This window comes from Vibrio sp. PID17_43 (assembly GCF_002608565.1).
Classification (GTDB): Bacteria; Pseudomonadota; Gammaproteobacteria; order Enterobacterales; family Vibrionaceae; genus Vibrio.
Genome location: NZ_LIXM01000008.1, coordinates 132,813 through 149,264, shown reverse-complemented (window position 1 = coordinate 149,264; position 16,452 = coordinate 132,813). Strand labels below are relative to the sequence as shown.

General features: G+C 46.2%; 14 protein-coding genes and 2 pseudogenes. 8 read left to right on the top strand and 8 right to left on the bottom strand.

Annotated features, from left to right (window positions below):
* Positions 1-28: 28 nt before the first annotated feature.
* Entirely contained in the window at positions 29-1,030 is a 1,002-nt protein-coding gene (locus tag AK965_RS07785) for an AraC family transcriptional regulator (RefSeq protein WP_099079078.1), read from the top strand.
* Between the two features lie 33 nt (positions 1,031-1,063).
* Here AK965_RS07785 and AK965_RS07780 read toward each other — a convergent pair.
* A pseudogene (locus AK965_RS07780) lies at positions 1,064-1,351 on the bottom strand (pyridoxamine 5'-phosphate oxidase family protein); the annotation flags it as partial.
* Between AK965_RS07780 and AK965_RS07775 the strand changes: the two are divergent.
* Positions 1,340-1,831: pseudogene (locus tag AK965_RS07775) on the top strand (aminotransferase class I/II-fold pyridoxal phosphate-dependent enzyme); the annotation flags it as partial. The pseudogenes AK965_RS07780 and AK965_RS07775 sit on opposite strands and share 12 nt — an antisense overlap.
* Before the next feature lie 11 nt (positions 1,832-1,842).
* Here AK965_RS07775 and AK965_RS07770 read toward each other — a convergent pair.
* Positions 1,843-2,448, bottom strand: coding sequence for a TetR/AcrR family transcriptional regulator (locus AK965_RS07770; protein WP_099079077.1), 606 nt, complete (start codon positions 2,446-2,448; stop codon positions 1,843-1,845).
* Between the two features lie 184 nt (positions 2,449-2,632).
* On the opposite strand from AK965_RS07770, the gene AK965_RS07765 reads away from it, so the two are divergent.
* Both AK965_RS07765 and AK965_RS07760 read left to right on the top strand, forming a co-directional pair.
* Positions 2,633-3,727 (top strand): efflux RND transporter periplasmic adaptor subunit, encoded by a 1,095-nt coding sequence (locus tag AK965_RS07765; RefSeq protein ID WP_099079076.1) that lies wholly within the window; start codon positions 2,633-2,635, stop codon positions 3,725-3,727.
* Positions 3,728-3,729: 2 nt separating this feature from the next.
* Positions 3,730-6,780: an efflux RND transporter permease subunit gene (locus tag AK965_RS07760; protein ID WP_099079075.1), complete on the top strand. Its 3,051-nt coding sequence runs from the start codon at positions 3,730-3,732 to the stop codon at positions 6,778-6,780.
* Between the two features lie 45 nt (positions 6,781-6,825).
* Here AK965_RS07760 and AK965_RS07755 read toward each other — a convergent pair whose 3' ends face one another.
* The 3 genes from AK965_RS07755 to yjeH form a co-directional block, all read right to left on the bottom strand.
* The gene (locus AK965_RS07755) at positions 6,826-7,608 is read right to left on the bottom strand and encodes a hypothetical protein (protein ID WP_099079074.1); all 783 of its coding nucleotides are present in this window, start codon (positions 7,606-7,608) and stop codon (positions 6,826-6,828) included.
* Positions 7,609-7,666: 58 nt separating this feature from the next.
* Complete coding sequence (locus AK965_RS20925) at positions 7,667-8,011, bottom strand: transposase family protein (protein WP_367379303.1); 345 nt, start codon at positions 8,009-8,011, stop codon at positions 7,667-7,669.
* A 303-nt stretch (positions 8,012-8,314) separates the two neighbouring features.
* Entirely contained in the window at positions 8,315-9,577 is a 1,263-nt protein-coding gene (yjeH, locus tag AK965_RS07750) for an L-methionine/branched-chain amino acid transporter (RefSeq protein ID WP_099079073.1), read from the bottom strand.
* Between the two features lie 176 nt (positions 9,578-9,753).
* On the opposite strand from yjeH, the gene AK965_RS07745 reads away from it, so the two are divergent.
* The 3 genes from AK965_RS07745 to AK965_RS07735 all read left to right on the top strand — a co-directional run bounded on the left by AK965_RS07745 (position 9,754) and on the right by AK965_RS07735 (position 11,341).
* Entirely contained in the window at positions 9,754-10,209 is a 456-nt protein-coding gene (locus tag AK965_RS07745) for an Lrp/AsnC family transcriptional regulator (protein ID WP_099079072.1), read from the top strand.
* Positions 10,206-10,580, top strand: coding sequence for a nuclear transport factor 2 family protein (locus AK965_RS07740; RefSeq protein WP_099079071.1), 375 nt, complete (start codon positions 10,206-10,208; stop codon positions 10,578-10,580). Before AK965_RS07745 ends, AK965_RS07740 begins: the two co-directional genes overlap by 4 nt.
* A gap of 146 nt (positions 10,581-10,726) precedes the next feature.
* Positions 10,727-11,341 carry a LysE family translocator gene (locus AK965_RS07735; RefSeq protein ID WP_099079070.1) on the top strand — a complete coding sequence of 205 codons (615 nt, stop codon included), beginning with the start codon at positions 10,727-10,729 and terminating at the stop codon, positions 11,339-11,341.
* Between the two features lie 148 nt (positions 11,342-11,489).
* Here AK965_RS07735 and AK965_RS07730 read toward each other — a convergent pair whose 3' ends face one another.
* Positions 11,490-11,711 (bottom strand): hypothetical protein, encoded by a 222-nt coding sequence (locus AK965_RS07730; RefSeq protein ID WP_099079102.1) that lies wholly within the window; start codon positions 11,709-11,711, stop codon positions 11,490-11,492.
* Positions 11,712-11,966: 255 nt separating this feature from the next.
* Positions 11,967-13,400: a glyceraldehyde-3-phosphate dehydrogenase gene (locus tag AK965_RS07725; RefSeq protein ID WP_099079069.1), complete on the bottom strand. Its 1,434-nt coding sequence runs from the start codon at positions 13,398-13,400 to the stop codon at positions 11,967-11,969.
* Between the two features lie 655 nt (positions 13,401-14,055).
* On the opposite strand from AK965_RS07725, the gene AK965_RS07720 reads away from it, so the two are divergent.
* On the top strand, positions 14,056-15,048 hold the full coding sequence (locus AK965_RS07720) for a Gfo/Idh/MocA family protein (protein WP_099079068.1): 993 nt from the start codon (positions 14,056-14,058) through the stop codon (positions 15,046-15,048).
* 34 nt (positions 15,049-15,082) lie between these two features.
* Here the strand turns inward: AK965_RS07720 and AK965_RS07715 are convergent, their stop codons facing one another.
* Complete coding sequence (locus AK965_RS07715; RefSeq protein ID WP_099079067.1) at positions 15,083-16,420, bottom strand: MATE family efflux transporter; 1,338 nt, start codon at positions 16,418-16,420, stop codon at positions 15,083-15,085.
* Positions 16,421-16,452 lie beyond the last annotated feature (32 nt).

Below are 16,452 nucleotides of genomic sequence, written 5' to 3'. Positions count from 1 at the left end.
TTGTTGGCTATATTTGATGTGATTAGTAGTGGAAACAGTTCGATTTATTCGCGCGATGGGCATCCTAAATATTCATAACCTCGCGTTATTTAAGTATAAATTGCAGTCAGAAGACCTTGGGATCCCGGCTTCTGTTTTTCATAATCCAATGACTTTGGTTCCGATCCCTGCTGTCAATGAGTGGTATCGAAACCTAGAATCACGGAGTGGTGACGCTGATGTGATATTAAATTTAAGTCGGGAGGTCGATCTTCAAACGCTCGGGCCTATAGGGCGTTGGCTGTTTTCGGGGAACGATTTATCCAGCACGATTCGCCGCGTGAATTATGGGGTGAGTAATTTGCAATCCGGTGCGTTTTTTGCCGGGGCGCAATCTGGGAATATCGTTAAATGGACTTATCACAATCCTTTTGTCGATGCATCGGGCAAAGTGCATGATAGCATCCGCTGCGCCACTTTTATGATAAAGGTATTGCGGGCGTTTCTTGGCCAAGATTATGCACCATTGCGAGTGATGATTTCGGGCTCAAGAAAGAACCACGCATTATACAAAGCGTACTTTGGGTGTGAGGTGATGTGGAGTCAACCTAGAACGGAGATCTGGATTCATAGTGACGATCGTCTTGCTTCAAAGCAGGTGACGCATCGTCAAGAGAACCGCCTTGCGATGAGTTTTTCCGATTTAGATGATCTGCTCAACATGCCGGACCCAGAGGATGAGCTTAAAATCATTTATGAAGTGGTGAATTATAGCCGCCATTACGGGTTACCCACATTAGAGCAAGTATCGATGCTATTTGGGCTTTCAGAGCAGCAGTTTCAGCGTCGATTGCACAAGCTTGGGCTAAATTTCTCGACCGTTTCAGGGTATGTATTAAGCAACGTCGCAGCAGAGCAATTAAGAAAGGGCAACAGTGTGCTAGCTATCTCTCAAATGCTTGGATACAGCAATGTGGCCAGTTTCAATCGAATGTTTAAAAAGCACCGCGGCGTGACGCCAAAAGAGTATTCACTGCGTTTTGAATGTTGAGCTAATAGAACGAAGTAGCAGGGGCATCGGCTCCTATTTTTGCCAGCGATTCGGGTAGGCACTACGGTAGTCAGGCTCTTCAATCCCTTCATAAAGATCCTCACAAGCTTGAAGCGGCCCTACCACTGTTCGATAAGGCAAAACACCTGCCCAAACGGGAATATCCATATCTTGAGCCTCATCACTCACGCCAAAGTGACTGATTTTCACAGAGGCTTCGGTCAGTGGGATGCGAAGTAGCATGGTCGCTTTGAGCTCTTTTTCATTACTCAAGCGAATTTCCTGCGTTCTGCCTAGTGCAATTCGCTCAATAAAGTGATGTTTAACGGCTTGCGGTTAGGCTATCTCGTTGTGCCGGAGTCTTTAGTCGAAGATAGTCTTGTGGTTAAGGATGCGCTATGTGGTGATTCGCCAACGCATACTCAAGAAGCGTTAGCGGAATTCATCACGGAAGGAGGCTTGCTTCGTCATATTCGTAAGATGCGCCGCTTATACAAAACAAAGCATGAGCAGATGAGCTTGGCTATCGAGAAATATTTGCCAGCCAGAGTGAGTGTCATTAGCCAAGCTGCTGGGCTTCACATCACACTAAAATGGCAACAGGGAATCGATGAACATGAATGGACAAAGCGGGCCGAAGCTCTAGGTATCGTGCTCCGCCCAATGAGTTATTATGAGCATCCTGATTTTCAGACGCGTGATTGGCATGGTGTCGTGTTGGGTTATGGCAATGTCGCGTTGGACCAGATTGATGCACTGATCCAGCAGGTGTCACAGTTATTTGAAGAATCTGTTTTCTGAGAGGGCGTTTCTTATTGTTGAGCCGATGCTTCGCAGGTACTTGATATCACGAAAACCAAATGCGAAATCTTCTGATCGAGCTCTGTTTCAGTTGGCATAGGTTGCATATTGAATACGAGTGGCCATAAGAACAGCCCGTTAAAAATGCTCGTATAGGTGTCGGAAAGTAAATCAATATTGATGTTTCGAATTGCACCGGCTTGCTGCGCCAGCTCAAACCACGTTGTTAGTGCTTTAGAGTGATAAAGCTTAGAAATGATCTGTTGAGCCATTTCTGGTTCGCGCAAAAACTCGATCACAACCACACGGGTAAAAGGAATACCATAATTTTTGTAAAGTATCTCGACTTCTTTATGGGTAATGGTCGTTAGCTGTTCTTGGATGCTTTTATCACCATCAAATGGGTAATCGTGTGTCTCACCGATAGAAGATTTAATCACGCTAAGTACCGATTCAAAAAGCACTTCTTTGCTTTCAAAGTGACGATATAAAGTGCGCTTAGAGACCTCGGCCAATGCACACACACGATCCATGTTTGCTCCAGTAAAGCCGTGCTGAATGAACTCTTCCTTCGCGGCGGTGATGATCGCTAGGCGTTTTTTTTCTACGCGTGTCATGGAGTTCTCCTTTCTTAGACGTTCACAATCTAGCAAACAAAAACAAGTTGGTAAACTTTTGAGTTTACCGTTAACGTAATTACCTTTAAAATAAACTCCAAAGTTTACTTTTGCTTTTGTACGTAATTATTACTTAACAGTGCACCGATCAAATAGTCGGTCACGTTTTTGGAGTGAAGCAAATATGGTCGTAGTTGAAGTTGGCCACAAGATACTTAAATTGAGTGCAATTTCTGCGCTGCTCGTGTCATCTCTTAGCCTTAGCGGCTGTGGCAGTGAGGCCACACAGTCTTTGGTCGCCCCGATGATTAAGCCGGCACTTACCGAAGTTGTACAAACCCAACACTCTGCAGATTTAAGCTTTAACGGCATTGTACGTGCGGCTGAGCGTGCAGATCTCGCTTTCCAAATCGGTGGTCGATTGACCAATATCGAGGTGAAGGAAGGCGATGAGGTGAAAAAAGGCCAGTTACTCGCTTCTTTAGATGCGAGAGATGCGAAAAACGCGTTGGTGTCAGCCCAACTTGAACTTGAAAATACCACGCTGGAATATGAGCGTGCTCAAGTGGTATTTAAAAAGAGCCAAGCCATTTCAAGAGCCGATCTTGATGCGATCACCACACGCTACAATTTGGCGCGCAACCGAATGGATGATGCGAAGCGTCAGCTTGAGTACACGCAGATCTATGCCCCTTTTGATGGCATTGTGGGACGCAAACTGGTCGATAATCATGTTCAAGTGCAAGCGAACGCGCCAATACTGACTATTCATGATCTCAACGATTTGGAAGTCGTGATCCACATTCCTCATAAAGTGATGCTAACGGGTAACGACAGCACACGTGCAATGGCAGAGATCTCTTCCATTCCTGGACAAACATTCCCAGTCACGCTCCGTACCTTTGCAACCGTACCAGACTCGGTTTCGCAAACGTATCCAGTCGTTCTTGGCTTTGAACAACTCAATGGGTTCCATGTATTGCCGGGCATGGCAGTAAAAGTGATCCCTGTGAGCAACAAGAACGAGGCTCAGAAGCAGCAAATCACGCTTCCACTGACCGCGATTGTGCCAGATAACCAAGGCAAACAATTTGTGTGGGTGGTGAATAGTGAGAACAAAGCGCAAAAACGTTACGTCCAGATCGGTGCACTTAACAAGGATCGCATCATAGTGACAGACCACCTGTCAAAAGGTGAAAGAGTGATCATTGCAGGCGTTTCTAGTGTGAGAGAGGGCATGGAAGTACGCCCTTACACTGATGACCGCACTGGAGCGTAATGATGGACATTGCACGTTATACCATAGCCAAGCGCACCAGTGTGTGGGTGCTGATCGCCCTGACGCTGATTGGTGGCTATATTAGCTACCTCAAACTCGGGCGCTTTGAAGACCCGGAATTTGTCATTCGTCAGGCGGTGATTGTGACGCCTTATTCTGGTGCCACTGCGCAGGAAGTGTCAGACGAGGTGACCGATGTGATCGAAGGGGCGGTTCAGTCTTTGCAGGAAGTCAAAGAAGTGAAATCCGTCTCGATGCAAGGCATGTCGGAAGTGACGGTTGAGATCAAGTTGGAGTTCGCCGGCAGTGCGGCAGAGCTGCAACAGGTGTGGGATAAGCTCCGCCGTAAAGTGACCGATGCTCAGCGTCAGTTACCACCGGGGGCTGGCCCGTCTATCGTCAATGATGACTTTGCCGATGTTTATGCGCTGTTCTTTGCCGTAACGGGTGAAGGTTACAGCGACAAACAGCTGCAAGACTATGTGGATTCACTACGCCGTGAAATCGTCTTGGTGCCTGGCGTTGCCAAAACCGCGACGTTGGCAGAGCAGCAAGAGACCATCTTTGTTGAAATTTCCAGCGAGCGTCTGGCTGAGTTTGGTATGTCTGCGGAAAAAGTGTTCCAGGTACTGCAAAAGCAAAACTTAGTCACTGTGGCTGGCAGCATCGAAACGGATGCCATGCGAATTCCGGTTATTCCGAGCTCGAACATTGATTCTGTTGCCGACCTAAAAAATCTGCAAGTCGGCGTGGGCAGCAATCATACCGTGCTTCGCTTAGGTGACATCGCTGACATCACTCGCGGCTACAAAACGCCAGCCACAATGCTGATGCGCTACAATGGCGAGCGTGCGATTGGTTTTGGTATCTCCAACGTATCTGGTGGTAATGTTGTTGATATGGGTGATGCGGTAAAAGTACGTTTGGCTGAATTAGAAAACCAGCGTCCACTTGGCATGGAACTGAACATCATCTCCATGCAGTCGGATTCCGTGCGCGCTTCCGTGGCCAATTTTATCGATAACCTTATTGCTGCTGTAGCGATTGTTTTCGTAGTACTACTGCTGTTTATGGGGGTACGTTCCGGCGTGATCATCGGCTTTGTGTTGTTGTTAACGGTGGCTGGCACACTGTGCATCATGCTGATTGAAGACATTGCTATGCAGCGTATCTCTTTGGGGGCACTGATCATTGCGCTTGGCATGCTGGTGGATAATGCGATTGTTGTGACGGACGGCATATTGGTCCGACTTCAACAAGATCCGAACGCAGACCGCAAAGAAGTGGTTTCTGATGTGGTGAACGCCACTAAATGGCCATTGCTCGGCGGTACAGTGGTCGGTATCTGTGCGTTTAGTGCCATTGGTCTTTCTCCCTCTGATATGGGCGAATACGCGGGCTCACTGTTTTGGGTGATTCTCTATTCAATGTTCCTGAGCTGGGTGTTTGCAGTAACGGTAACCCCAATGCTGTGCCACGATTTTCTGAAGGTGAAGGCGGTTAACGCCGATCAGAAGCCAGGTCGTATGATCAGTGGTTACAAAGCGCTGTTAACCTGGGTTCTGAAATATCGAATCATCAGCTGCGCATTATTGCTGGGCATGATGGCTGCTGCTATCTGGGGCGTGAAGTTTGTTCCGCCGGGCTTTATGCCAGAGTCTCAACGACCACAATTTGTGGTGGATGTGTACTTACCACAAGGTTCAGACATTAAACGTACTGAAGCATTGATCGCCAACATTGAGCAAGATGTGAAAGCGAAAGAGGGCGTTACCAGTATCACCAGTTTTATTGGTGGTGGCGGGTTGCGTTTTATGCTGACGTATGCGCCAGAAGCCCGTAACCCGAGCTATGGTCAGCTGCTGATTGATATTGACGATTATACCAAAATTGCACCGCTGCTAGGGGAACTGCAAGGTGAGTTGGAAGCAAAATATCCGGATGCGTCGATTAAAGTGTGGAAATTCATGCTAGGTCGCGGCGGCGGTAAAAAGATTGAAGCCGGTTTCAAAGGCCCAGACAGTGCTGTGTTGCGCCAACTTGCTGAGCAAGCGAAAGCCATCATGCTGGCAGATAGTAATTTAATTGCTGTTCAGGATGACTGGCGTCAGCAGGTGCCTGTGCTTCGCCCGGTTTATTCGGCAGAAGAAGCGCAGCGCTATGGCCTGACAACGCAGGAAATCAACCAATCGATTGCACAAACCCTAACGGGGCGCAATGTTGGTGTGTATCGCGAAGGTGATGATCTGATCCCGATCGTGGTGCGCGCGCCAGAAAGCGAACGTAATCACCAGCGCGCGATTGAAAATACCGAAGTGTTCAGCCCGACGGCAGGTGCTTTTATTCCAGTGAGTCAGGTGGTGGACTCTGTTGATGTGGTGTATCAGGATGCGATCTTGCGCCGTATTGACCGCATGCCAACTATCTTGGTTCAGGCCGATCCTGCGCCGGGTGTGCTGACTGCGGATGCATTTAATCAAGTTCGTAGCCAGATCGAAGCGATTGAACTGCCAGCCGGATATGAGCTGAAGTGGTACGGCGAGTATAAAGCGTCAAAAGATGCTAATGAAGGTCTGGTGATTTCTGCGCCGTATGGTTTTGCTGCAATGATTCTCTCGGTGATCTTTATGTTCAACGCACTGCGCCAGCCATTGGTGATTTGGCTGACCGCACCATTAGCCATTGTCGGGGTGACCGTCGGCTTGGTGATTTTCCAGACGCCGTTTGAATTTATGGCCATCCTCGGTTTCTTAAGCCTGATTGGTATGATGGTGAAAAACGCAATTGTATTGGTGGACCAAGCGGATGTGGAAATTCGCGAAGGCAAAACGCCTTATAGCGCCATTATCGATGCTGCCTTGAGCCGTGCCCGTCCCGTACTATTGGGTGCGTTTACGACGATATTGGGCGTAGCTCCGCTTCTAATTGACCCGTTCTTTAAGAGTATGGCAGTGACCATCATGTTTGGTCTGCTCTTCGCTACCATTCTGACACTGGTCGTTATCCCGTTGTTTTATGCGATGTTCTTCCGCGTGAAGGTAGAAACAGTATAATCAACACCCTTAATCTAAAAAGGAGCCTTGTGGCTCCTTTTGGGTTCAATCCCCCCAAAGCCAACTTAGCAACCCCCCAATTACAGCACCAATAGCAGCACCAACAGCGCCACCGATAACACCCCCAATCACGCCACCCCACATTAGCCCCTCTAGAACACCATTGACAACGCCACAAGTCATCTGTCCAGCACTGTTTACCGCACAAACCGTGGTACCGGTTCTATAACTAACTCCCGTGTCTGAATCTTGATTACCAATGACATCTATATAGGTTGGGATATCTGAAAGAGGCATCTTCCTAAGCGTATCTCTTGAAATGCCCATTTGCTTCGCGAGACTTCGAAGAGCCAAAGCAGAGTCAAATTTTCCTCCAGCTTTGTTAATAGAATCAATATATTCACCAAAGACCATTGTTGAGTCGATACGAGGGTGTTTGATATCTTTCGAAGTGGCATCAAAAATGATCTTAGCAAGCTCTATGACGCTTAATTTAAGAAGTTCCTCTTTATCTATAACTGCTACATTTTCAATCGTCGCCATCACCTTTTCAGTCGACTCATCTGCAAGCTCACTAACCACATCAACAAAATGGCTTGCCTCTCGTGAATGAAATTCTGAACCAAATGATAGAGGCGTAGTAATAAAAGGTGTGTCAAAATCACAGTAAATTGGCCAAAATGGACCAGTGCCCCATGGAAACATTAAATAACCATCAACACATTCTGTTGGGGGCATTCCAGGCCAAAATAGTCGCCTTACAAAGCCGTTATATCCACCAATTCTAGTGCCGTATTTCTCTCCACTTTCGAGTTGTTTTTTGTTCATAGCTCATTCCTTATATAGGCTCGAAGCTAAAGAGGCCGCCGCCCACACAATGTAGATACTACTGCTTATTGACTCTTAGATTTGAGCTTTTGAGGCTAATTGACATCACTAAGTTTAGTCTATCTATTCCATTGGTGCAGATAGGCAGCAAAGTGTGGTAAAGCTTCGGCATGCAAGGCTTTGACTGAGAAAGGCGAGAATATGGCTTAACCCAAGAGATAGACTCAGTTTTGATACCACATTTTGAACACTTGATACGCCGAGTCTGAACGAGTAGCTCAACGGGTATATCTAGTATCATCGCATCTTTGAGCGTTCGCCATTGGGTATCATGAATAGACTCAGAAGCTTGGCCACAAGAACAGGATGGAACTGAGTCTGGAACTAAAGTGATAGAGATCAATGAGTCAGTTTTATTAGACTTTACGAGCTGAAAGCCTTCCCTGAATGACGATAGGAAAGTACTATTTGGAATGAAAACGGTCGTTTTTATTTTCAGTTCCCGCTAACCTGCGATGAACCAAACAAAAGCCTCATGCTAGCGAGGCTTTTTTCATTTTGTAACATAGGCGCTCCACAATTTATTCGACGATCAGATTTGCTGCGTTAAAGAATGAAGTATGAATCACTATTTGACCTAACAAACGTTGGTATGTGGAGGTGTCGATCTCCTGCCGTTGTTTGAATGGCGTCTAACTTGGTCTGGTCACTCAATGAGTCTGCTTTGACTCTTTTTTATCCATTGCTTCCAAGGCAGAGAAAGCACCGCAAAAATAGTAATGGCGTACAACATTGACCAGCCCAAGCAGATAAATACAGCGGTACATAAGAGTAGTGAAATTCCGGCTAGAATCTTGCCTGCTCCTTGCAGCAATCTGTAGGCTGAAAGCATGGCCAGTAGGTAAACCAAAACAAAGATTCCGTTAGCAAGTTTCAGGAAGAACTCCAAATCTAATCCTGAGAGCGAGCCCAATACGCAAGAAACAAGCAAAATTACACCAACCAGAAGCGTCGCATTAGCGGGCACGCCACGAACCGATACGCGTGCAATGGCACTTGTTGGCTTGTACTCCCTTGCCTGTGCCCACACCATGCGAGCTAGGCTTTGGGTGTAGAGGTTGATGCTAGCAAAACATGCTGAGAAACCGACTAGGCTAATTAGCCATTTAGCATGGTCGCCAAAAAGATGCGCACTTAACCAAGGGATAGAAGCGCTGTCGAACTCGGTACTGCCATACGCGCCAAACTTTAGGATCACTACTGAGCATGCCCAGTAGGTTGTGCCAGCGATAAAGCAGCCGACGATAATGGCAATAGGGAAGTCTCGTTGTGGGTTCTTAAATTCCTCTCCCATATGTGCAAAAGCTTCAATGCCAACAAAGCACCAGAACATGACCCCGAGAGCTGCAGCAATCGACCAAGTAGAATCCATGGTGATTGCTGGCATCGTAAGATCGGCATAGCCAACATCGCCTGTCCACAAAAATGCGCTAACCAAAGCAAAAATGCTTAATGCAATAACGGTTTGCAGACGTCCTGATGACTTAGTACCAAGTAAACTAACGAAAACTAAGAGAGCGACCGTGAGAATTTGAGCGAAAAAGTGATTGCTGATTGCCTCTGGTAACAATTGTAGCAAAAAGCCTGCAGCGAGGGCGACCGCAGCAGGAACTCCGACAGGAATCACGCTGACAAACAGCCACGCCACACTACTTTCTAATTTACTGTTGAAGGCTTTACGCACGAAAAAGGCAGTGCCGCCGGCGTTTGGATAGCGTTTTCCAAGTTGTGCAAAGGTGAGGGCGATGGGGCAAATCGCGACGAACAATACAATCCAAGCCCACAGAGAAAAGTGCCCCGCAATGCCAGCAGCAATTGCCGGAATCATAAATAGCCCCGTACCCATTAACGTGGTGGAGAGTTGACCAATCCCTGATATCAGCGTGATGTCTTTTTTAAGTTCTTCCATAACGATCTCTGAATGTCAATGCGCTGCGAGTCACAAGCATAGCCAAATTCTGTACAACAAATTGGTGTTGTCGACCGTCAAAATGACGGTTATTTTGATGAACGCCTGCAAAATGTCGGTTTTCAATCACTTGTAATTGAGTAGAATGGAAAAATTAAGGAAAGCTTGGTGAGTTTATGGATAAATTTGATCATCAAATCATTGGCCTATTACGGCAAAACGCCCGTCTATCAATGACAGAGATCGCAGAGCAAGTGAGTTTGTCACGCTCAGCGGTGACGGCTCGAATCAAAAAGCTAGAAACTGACCAAGTCATACTCGGTTATCATGCAGATATTGCTACCTCTGAAGAGTCTACTATCTGCGCGTATTTTGCCTTAAAGTTTGATACTTCTGCTTCAAGCCATAATTGCGATGCGTACGCCAATGAACTGTACAAAATCGACGGTGTGAAGTGGTGCCATGCCATTAGCGGTGAAACCGATATGATGCTGTTTGTTGAAGTGCCTAATATTGCCCGTCTTAATGAGATTCGAGATCATATTCAACGCTACCCTGAGCTTCGTAATGTGATGACGCATACTGTACTAACGGAGTTCTTCAATACGACAGGGAATCAGTTCGTAAAATGACCGAGAAAACGATAGTTTTAAACTTCTGGAAGACAATGGAAAGTAACGACTTCAACGCAGCAGCAGAGTGCCTTTCACCAGACTGTGAGGTGATTTGGCCACTCACCAAAGAAGTGATTCGAGGCAGAACCAACTTTGCTGCCCTTAACTCGGCTTACCCAGCAGAGGGGACATGGACATTCGACATCGAACGCATTGTTGCAGATGGTGAGCAAGTGGTAACGGATGTGGTCGTCAGTGATGGGGTACGAAAAGACCGAGTCATTACTTTTCACACTGTGCGGGATGGTTTAATTTGCAAGCAAGTTGAATACTGGCCAGAAGAATACGCAGCGGCCGACTGGCGAGCAAAATGGGTCGAGCGTCACTAAGCTGAACTCAGGTTAATAGGGAGTGTTGACCATTCGAGCTGATATTTTCATCCCATCCTTGGGCATAAAACATTACCCTTACGTTCTCTTTAATTTCAATTTTTTCACCTCTATTGATAGATGACGGTCAAAGAGGAGAGGTTTTTATGACACTGACAGTTTGGTTATCACTTTTTACCGTTTGTTTATTGGGGGCGATGTCACCGGGCCCGAGCTTGGCGATTGTCGCGAAGCATTCATTAGCTGGTGGACGCATTAATGGCTTAGCGACGGCATGGGCGCATGCCTTTGGTATTGGCATCTACGCTTTTATTACTCTGATTGGGCTGGCGGTGGTACTTCAACAAAGCCCATTGCTGTTTAAAACCATCAGCTTGGCAGGTGCGGCTTATCTTGCTTATTTGGGGTTTAATGCACTGCGTTCGAAAGGTGGCGTCGCGGCAAAGCTGGAATCAGGCGACGAAACCACGGTGACGCAATCGGCACGTGAAGGCTTTTTAATTTCGATCCTTAGCCCGAAAATTGCACTATTTTTCATTGCATTATTCAGCCAGTTTGTTGCGCTCGGTAACGATTTAAGTAATCAAATGATCATTGTTGCAACGCCGTTTGTCGTGGATGGCTTATGGTACACCTTTATCACATTTGTGCTGTCTAACTCACGTGTCGTGGATCGCATTCGCTCTAAAGCGGTGCTGATTGACCGACTCTCAGGCATCGTTCTTATGTTGCTTGCTATCCGTGTAGTAGTGACGATTTAGCGATGTAATCAAAGATAAACCCAATAATAAAAAGGCGATCGAAATGATCGCCTTTGTTGTGTTTGTGATAAAAAAACACCCTATCCAGAATGTTGAGATAGGGTGTCAGCAAGGAATTTTGCTCAGGAACATAGGGAGTGGTTAGCAATCAGCGACGAACTTCTTCAAACTCGCCTTCAATTGCATCGGTTTTGCCCGTATTGAAATGGTACTCTTCATGCCTTTCTTGTTGCATTTGTTTCACGCGTTTTTCAATACGTTTGCCAGTAATCAGTGCAGCTATGGTCAATGGAATCGCCATGATTAGGCTAAAAACTAAAGTAACAAAGCCGGTAATCAGTGCTAATGCTGTAACGATAATTCGATTCATATTCATGACCTCTCTTTCAATCTATGCGTTCAGATTAGCGCCCTGAACATGAATGAAATATGAACATACCATTCAATTTCACATCGATTTGTCTGAGGAATGTCAAATTGGTCTAAAAACGAAAAAACGCCTGATGGTCACCAGGCGTATAAACGGGGGAAATATTATTAGTAATGCGCGGGGCGCTTATATTAAAACAAATGCTGGGGTATTGCTCGTTACGCAGTGTGGTTAACATTGTGGAGCAAAGTTCACCTATTGAGGGTATGTTTGGTAACGAACACCCATCATTTGTTCCATACAGTGTACAACTTGACAGCTGTAACCAAATTCATTGTCGTACCAGATGTACAGTACGCAGCGCTTGTCTTGTGCAATCGTTGCTTGGCCGTCAACAACGCCCGCATGGCGAGAGCCGACTAAGTCACTAGATACAATCTCCGTTGAATCTGTGTAATCAATCTGCGCAGAAAGCGCTGAATTTAAGGCCATTTCACGCAAGTATTCATTCAATGACTCACGGTCCACATCTTCGCCTAGGTTTAGGTTTGCGACTGCCATCGATACATTCGGTGTCGGTACACGGATCGCATTACCCGTTAGCTTACCCGCAAGTTCTGGCAACGCTTTCGCTACCGCTTTTGCGGCGCCAGTTGAGGTAAGAACCATGTTTAAAGAAGCGCCACGGCCACGACGATCGCCCGAGTGGAAATTATCAATCAGGTTTTGGTCATTGGTGTATGAGTGCACCGTTTCAATATGGCCAGATAGGACGCCATATTTGTCATTCAGCGCTTTAAGTACAGGTGTAATGGCGTTGGTTGTACAACTTGCGGCTGAAATGAAGGTGTCGTCTTCTTGAATGACAGATTCGTTTACACCAAATACAACGTTCTTAATGTCGCCTTTACCCGGAGCAGTCAGCAGTACTTTTTCTGCGCCTTTACATGCTACGTGCTGGCTTAGACCTTCAGCATCACGCCATACGCCGGTGTTATCGACAACCAGTGCATTGTTGATACCGTAAACCGAATAGTCGACGTCGCTTGGGCTATTAGCGTAAATGATTTGGATGTAGTTACCATTAACGATCAACGCCTTACGTTCTTCATCAATTAAGATACTGCCGTTGAATTGGCCATGAACGGAATCACGACGCAATAAGCTTGCACGTTTTTCCAGATCACCTTTTTTACCGCCGCGTACCACGATGGCACGTAGTCGAAGCGGGTAGCCAGGGCCACTTTTTTCGATGAGAAGGCGAGTTAACAGTCGACCAATGCGACCAAAACCATAGAGAACGACATCACGCGATTTTAATGGGGCGTCTGCACTATGTGCACCATGAAGAGCGGTATGTAAAAAGTCATCCAGTGCAGATGTATCTTCGTGTGCTTTCCAGTACATCTCGGCAAGCTGGCCAATATCAACACGGCAAGAAGCAATACTCATGTCATTAAGGCTTTGGATGATCGGCATCGTATGTTCAAGAGACAGAGGGTTGCCAGTATAGCGCCTTGCAATACGGTGAGCTTTGAGAATGTCGATAGTCGATGCATTGATAAGTGTCTTACCAAATAGAACCACTTCGATTCCATTTTGACGATATAACTTACCAATTAGAGGGGAGACAGATTCAGCTATTGTTTGGCTCGTTTGCCAGTCTTGGAGATATTTCTCTGGACTCATTGTTGTTTTGGACCTTTCACGTTTTTGGGCTGACCGTACTCATTCGTTTGTGTTGGCAAATACCACGAGCGAGCAAACGGTTTGTGTAATTGTTTTGTAGTAATTATGTGTGCGGATTGTAAGTGGCTGTTGGTTATTCTGCTAGGAAAAATAAATCCAGTTTTTCATGTTGGCTAGGGTGCTTTTTACGGCTGATTAATGTGACCAAAGGGGCAGCTTTGACGTGTTGACTTTTGAAAAACAGTGGGCTTTTTTTGTGAAGATAAAGGATGAGTTCAAATTTAACTGTTTATTAAAGTGATAATTACTTAGGTTTCGTGATGTGCGTCGCGTATATGTGGGGATTGTGATGGGGTGGGCATTGTGAAGTGCAACTTTTAATCATTCAGCGTAGATATGACTATTCAATGTTAATTACGACTCATTTTTGTTTTCAAAAATATGTAAGCAATCACAGTTTAAAACGCGAGTAGGCACGCAATGAGCATGGGCTTTACCTAGTCAATTGTCACGCTGTTTGAGGCTCTCCCAAAAAATAGGCGCGGATAGAGAGGCTCGATGAGTTATTTGAGTTGTTTAATGAACTAAAGCTTGTTTAAATCGCGAAAGGAAAGCTGTCCCCCTAGTATAAGAACGGTAATGAAAAGGAAGTAATATGTTCAAACTTGCTGTGATCGGGACCAACTGGATCTCTCAACAATTTGTTCAAGCGGCGATTCAAACCAAAGAATTCTGTCTACATGCCGTGTACTCGCGCGACGTTGATAAAGCCCGTTCGTTTGGTTCACCCTATGGCGCTGAAGCTTACTATGACAGCCTCGACGCTCTCGGAGAGGATGCGGATATTGATGCGGTGTATATCGCCAGTCCAAATTCGCTGCATGCACCACAAGCGATACAAATGCTTAATGCTGGCAAGCATGTACTATGTGAAAAGCCAATGGCGTCAAATTACGCTTTAGCCAAGGCTATGTTCCAATGTGCGGAAGAACACCAAGTGGTGTTGTTTGAGGCATTTATGTCGCCGTATACGCCAAACTTCCAAGTGTTGAAAGAGAGCTTGCCAACTATCGCTCCGCTGCGGCATGCGACAATCAGCTATTGCCAATATTCATCGAGATATCAAAAATACCTCAATGGTGAAAATCCCAATACATTTAATCCAGAGTTTTCTAACGGTTCCATCATGGATATTGGTTATTACTGTGTAGGCTCGGCGATTGAATTGTTTGGGGAACCCAAAAGCATCCAAGCCAGTGCCCATGTACTGCCTTCGGGGGTAGATGGCTGCGGTAGCGTGACATTGGCGTATGATGGTTTTAACGTCAATCTGCTCCACTCTAAAGTGAGTGACTCTTTGATCCCAAGCGAATTTCAAGGAGAGCAAGGTAGTGTGCTGGTGGATATGATTGCTACGGGACGCGGTGTGGAGCGCATCTTGAGAGGGCAAGGTAAAGAAGTGCTCACGCTGCCTCAAACCGAAAATCATATGTTCTATGAAGCACAAGCATTTGCTCAGCAACTTAAACTTGGGTTGATTGATGAAAAAATGAAGCAACGTTCGTTGACGGTTGCCAAAGTGCTGACGGAAGTAAGAAGGCAAACCGGCGTCGCTTTCCCGGCAGATCAACTGACTGTATTTAATTAAAAAAACCTCAATCGTGAGGGCGTTATTTTGCTCGTTAAGCAGCGGCTTGCAGCTTTGATAGGTTGTGTATTGTTTTGCGGTAAGTTAGGTAAGCCGCAATGCCCGCGAAAATGTTACCAATACAAGCGCCAATCAATAGCCCCTGGATTCCGCCCAGTTGTGCGCCAACCCACAAGCAAGGTAGGAAGAATAAAAACAGGCGTAGTGCAGAGATGGTTAGTGCGGTGTAGGATTTTCCTAGCGCGTTACAGATAGACACCATCAGAATACATACCCCAAGCGAACCCAAACTGATAGGAACGATCACGAGGTGCATGTTCAAGACTTGCTCCACTTGAACATCACTGGTCATCAATAGCGCGAGTGGTTTAGCAACAATAAAAGTCACAATGGCAATCAACAGTTGGAAGCCGAGTATGAATTTAACCGCGATAGAGACTAAAGAACGAATATCCGTGTAGTTCTTTGCGCCCAGTAAGCGACCCACCATGGGGGGCATTGACATAGTTAAAGCTAACACTGAAACAATGGCAAAAAATTCATAACGAGAGCCTAGCGCCCAAGATGCCACCGCCGCCGTACCAAATCCGGCTAATAGTTTCGTTGCTAGCATCGATGAAAGAGGTGGCAGTAGCTGGCTAATCATTGCAGGTCCCATGATGTTACCGATAGCGGTGACACTTTTCATCACGTTTAGATCTTGCCATTGGAACGTTGCCCAGTGATTTTTCTGTACACGCGGCGAAACGACAACAATACCAACGCCGAATGCGATAATGGTGGCAATGGCCGCGCCATTAATCCCTAAATCAAAGGTGAAAATGAACAAAGGATCGAGAACAAGGTTCAAACCACTGGTCACCATCATCATAGAGCCTGGCAGCATCGTATTACCATTTGCACGGCAAATGCTGTAGTAGAAATACAGCACTGCGCCTGTCCAAGAGCTTAATAACCACCAAGGCCAATAGCTGTCGATGATTGGCATGATCGTTTCTGGTGCACTTAAGAGGGAAAGGATAGGGTAACGCAGAAACCAAATGATGAAGCCCAATACAGCCACACCAATCGAGCCAATCATAAGCACTAAGCCACCAAGCTGTTTTGCGTAGTGGACATCGTTAGCTCCTATCGCTTTTGCTATCACAGCCGTGGTCGCGATGCCTAAACCTACTTGAATACCAATGACCACCATTTGCAATGGTAAAGTAAAGCCCTGAGCGGCAAGCGGAAGAACCCCGAGTTGACCAATGAAAGCACTGTCAACGAGCTGGAAGCTCATCAAGGAGAGCACACCAAAAAGCATGGGCCATGTCATAGTAAACAGCTGTTTTGCTAACGTAGGCTGAATGTCAGAAGAAATAGAAGACATAGAAAAGTTGAGTGTTTTCAGAGCGGGGTGTG

Coding starts and splice junctions, on each gene's coding strand:
- AK965_RS07770 (WP_099079077.1), bottom strand. CDS start 2,448: ATGACACGCGTAGAAAAAAAACGCCTAGCGATCATCACCGCCGCGAAG.
- AK965_RS07765 (WP_099079076.1), top strand. CDS start 2,633: ATGGTCGTAGTTGAAGTTGGCCACAAGATACTTAAATTGAGTGCAATT.
- AK965_RS07760 (WP_099079075.1), top strand. CDS start 3,730: ATGGACATTGCACGTTATACCATAGCCAAGCGCACCAGTGTGTGGGTG.
- AK965_RS07755 (WP_099079074.1), bottom strand. CDS start 7,608: ATGAACAAAAAACAACTCGAAAGTGGAGAGAAATACGGCACTAGAATT.
- yjeH (WP_099079073.1), bottom strand. CDS start 9,577: ATGGAAGAACTTAAAAAAGACATCACGCTGATATCAGGGATTGGTCAA.
- AK965_RS07745 (WP_099079072.1), top strand. CDS start 9,754: ATGGATAAATTTGATCATCAAATCATTGGCCTATTACGGCAAAACGCC.
- AK965_RS07740 (WP_099079071.1), top strand. CDS start 10,206: ATGACCGAGAAAACGATAGTTTTAAACTTCTGGAAGACAATGGAAAGT.
- AK965_RS07735 (WP_099079070.1), top strand. CDS start 10,727: ATGACACTGACAGTTTGGTTATCACTTTTTACCGTTTGTTTATTGGGG.
- AK965_RS07730 (WP_099079102.1), bottom strand. CDS start 11,711: ATGAATCGAATTATCGTTACAGCATTAGCACTGATTACCGGCTTTGTT.
- AK965_RS07725 (WP_099079069.1), bottom strand. CDS start 13,400: ATGAGTCCAGAGAAATATCTCCAAGACTGGCAAACGAGCCAAACAATA.
- AK965_RS07720 (WP_099079068.1), top strand. CDS start 14,056: ATGTTCAAACTTGCTGTGATCGGGACCAACTGGATCTCTCAACAATTT.
- AK965_RS07715 (WP_099079067.1), bottom strand. CDS start 16,420: ATGTCTTCTATTTCTTCTGACATTCAGCCTACGTTAGCAAAACAGCTG.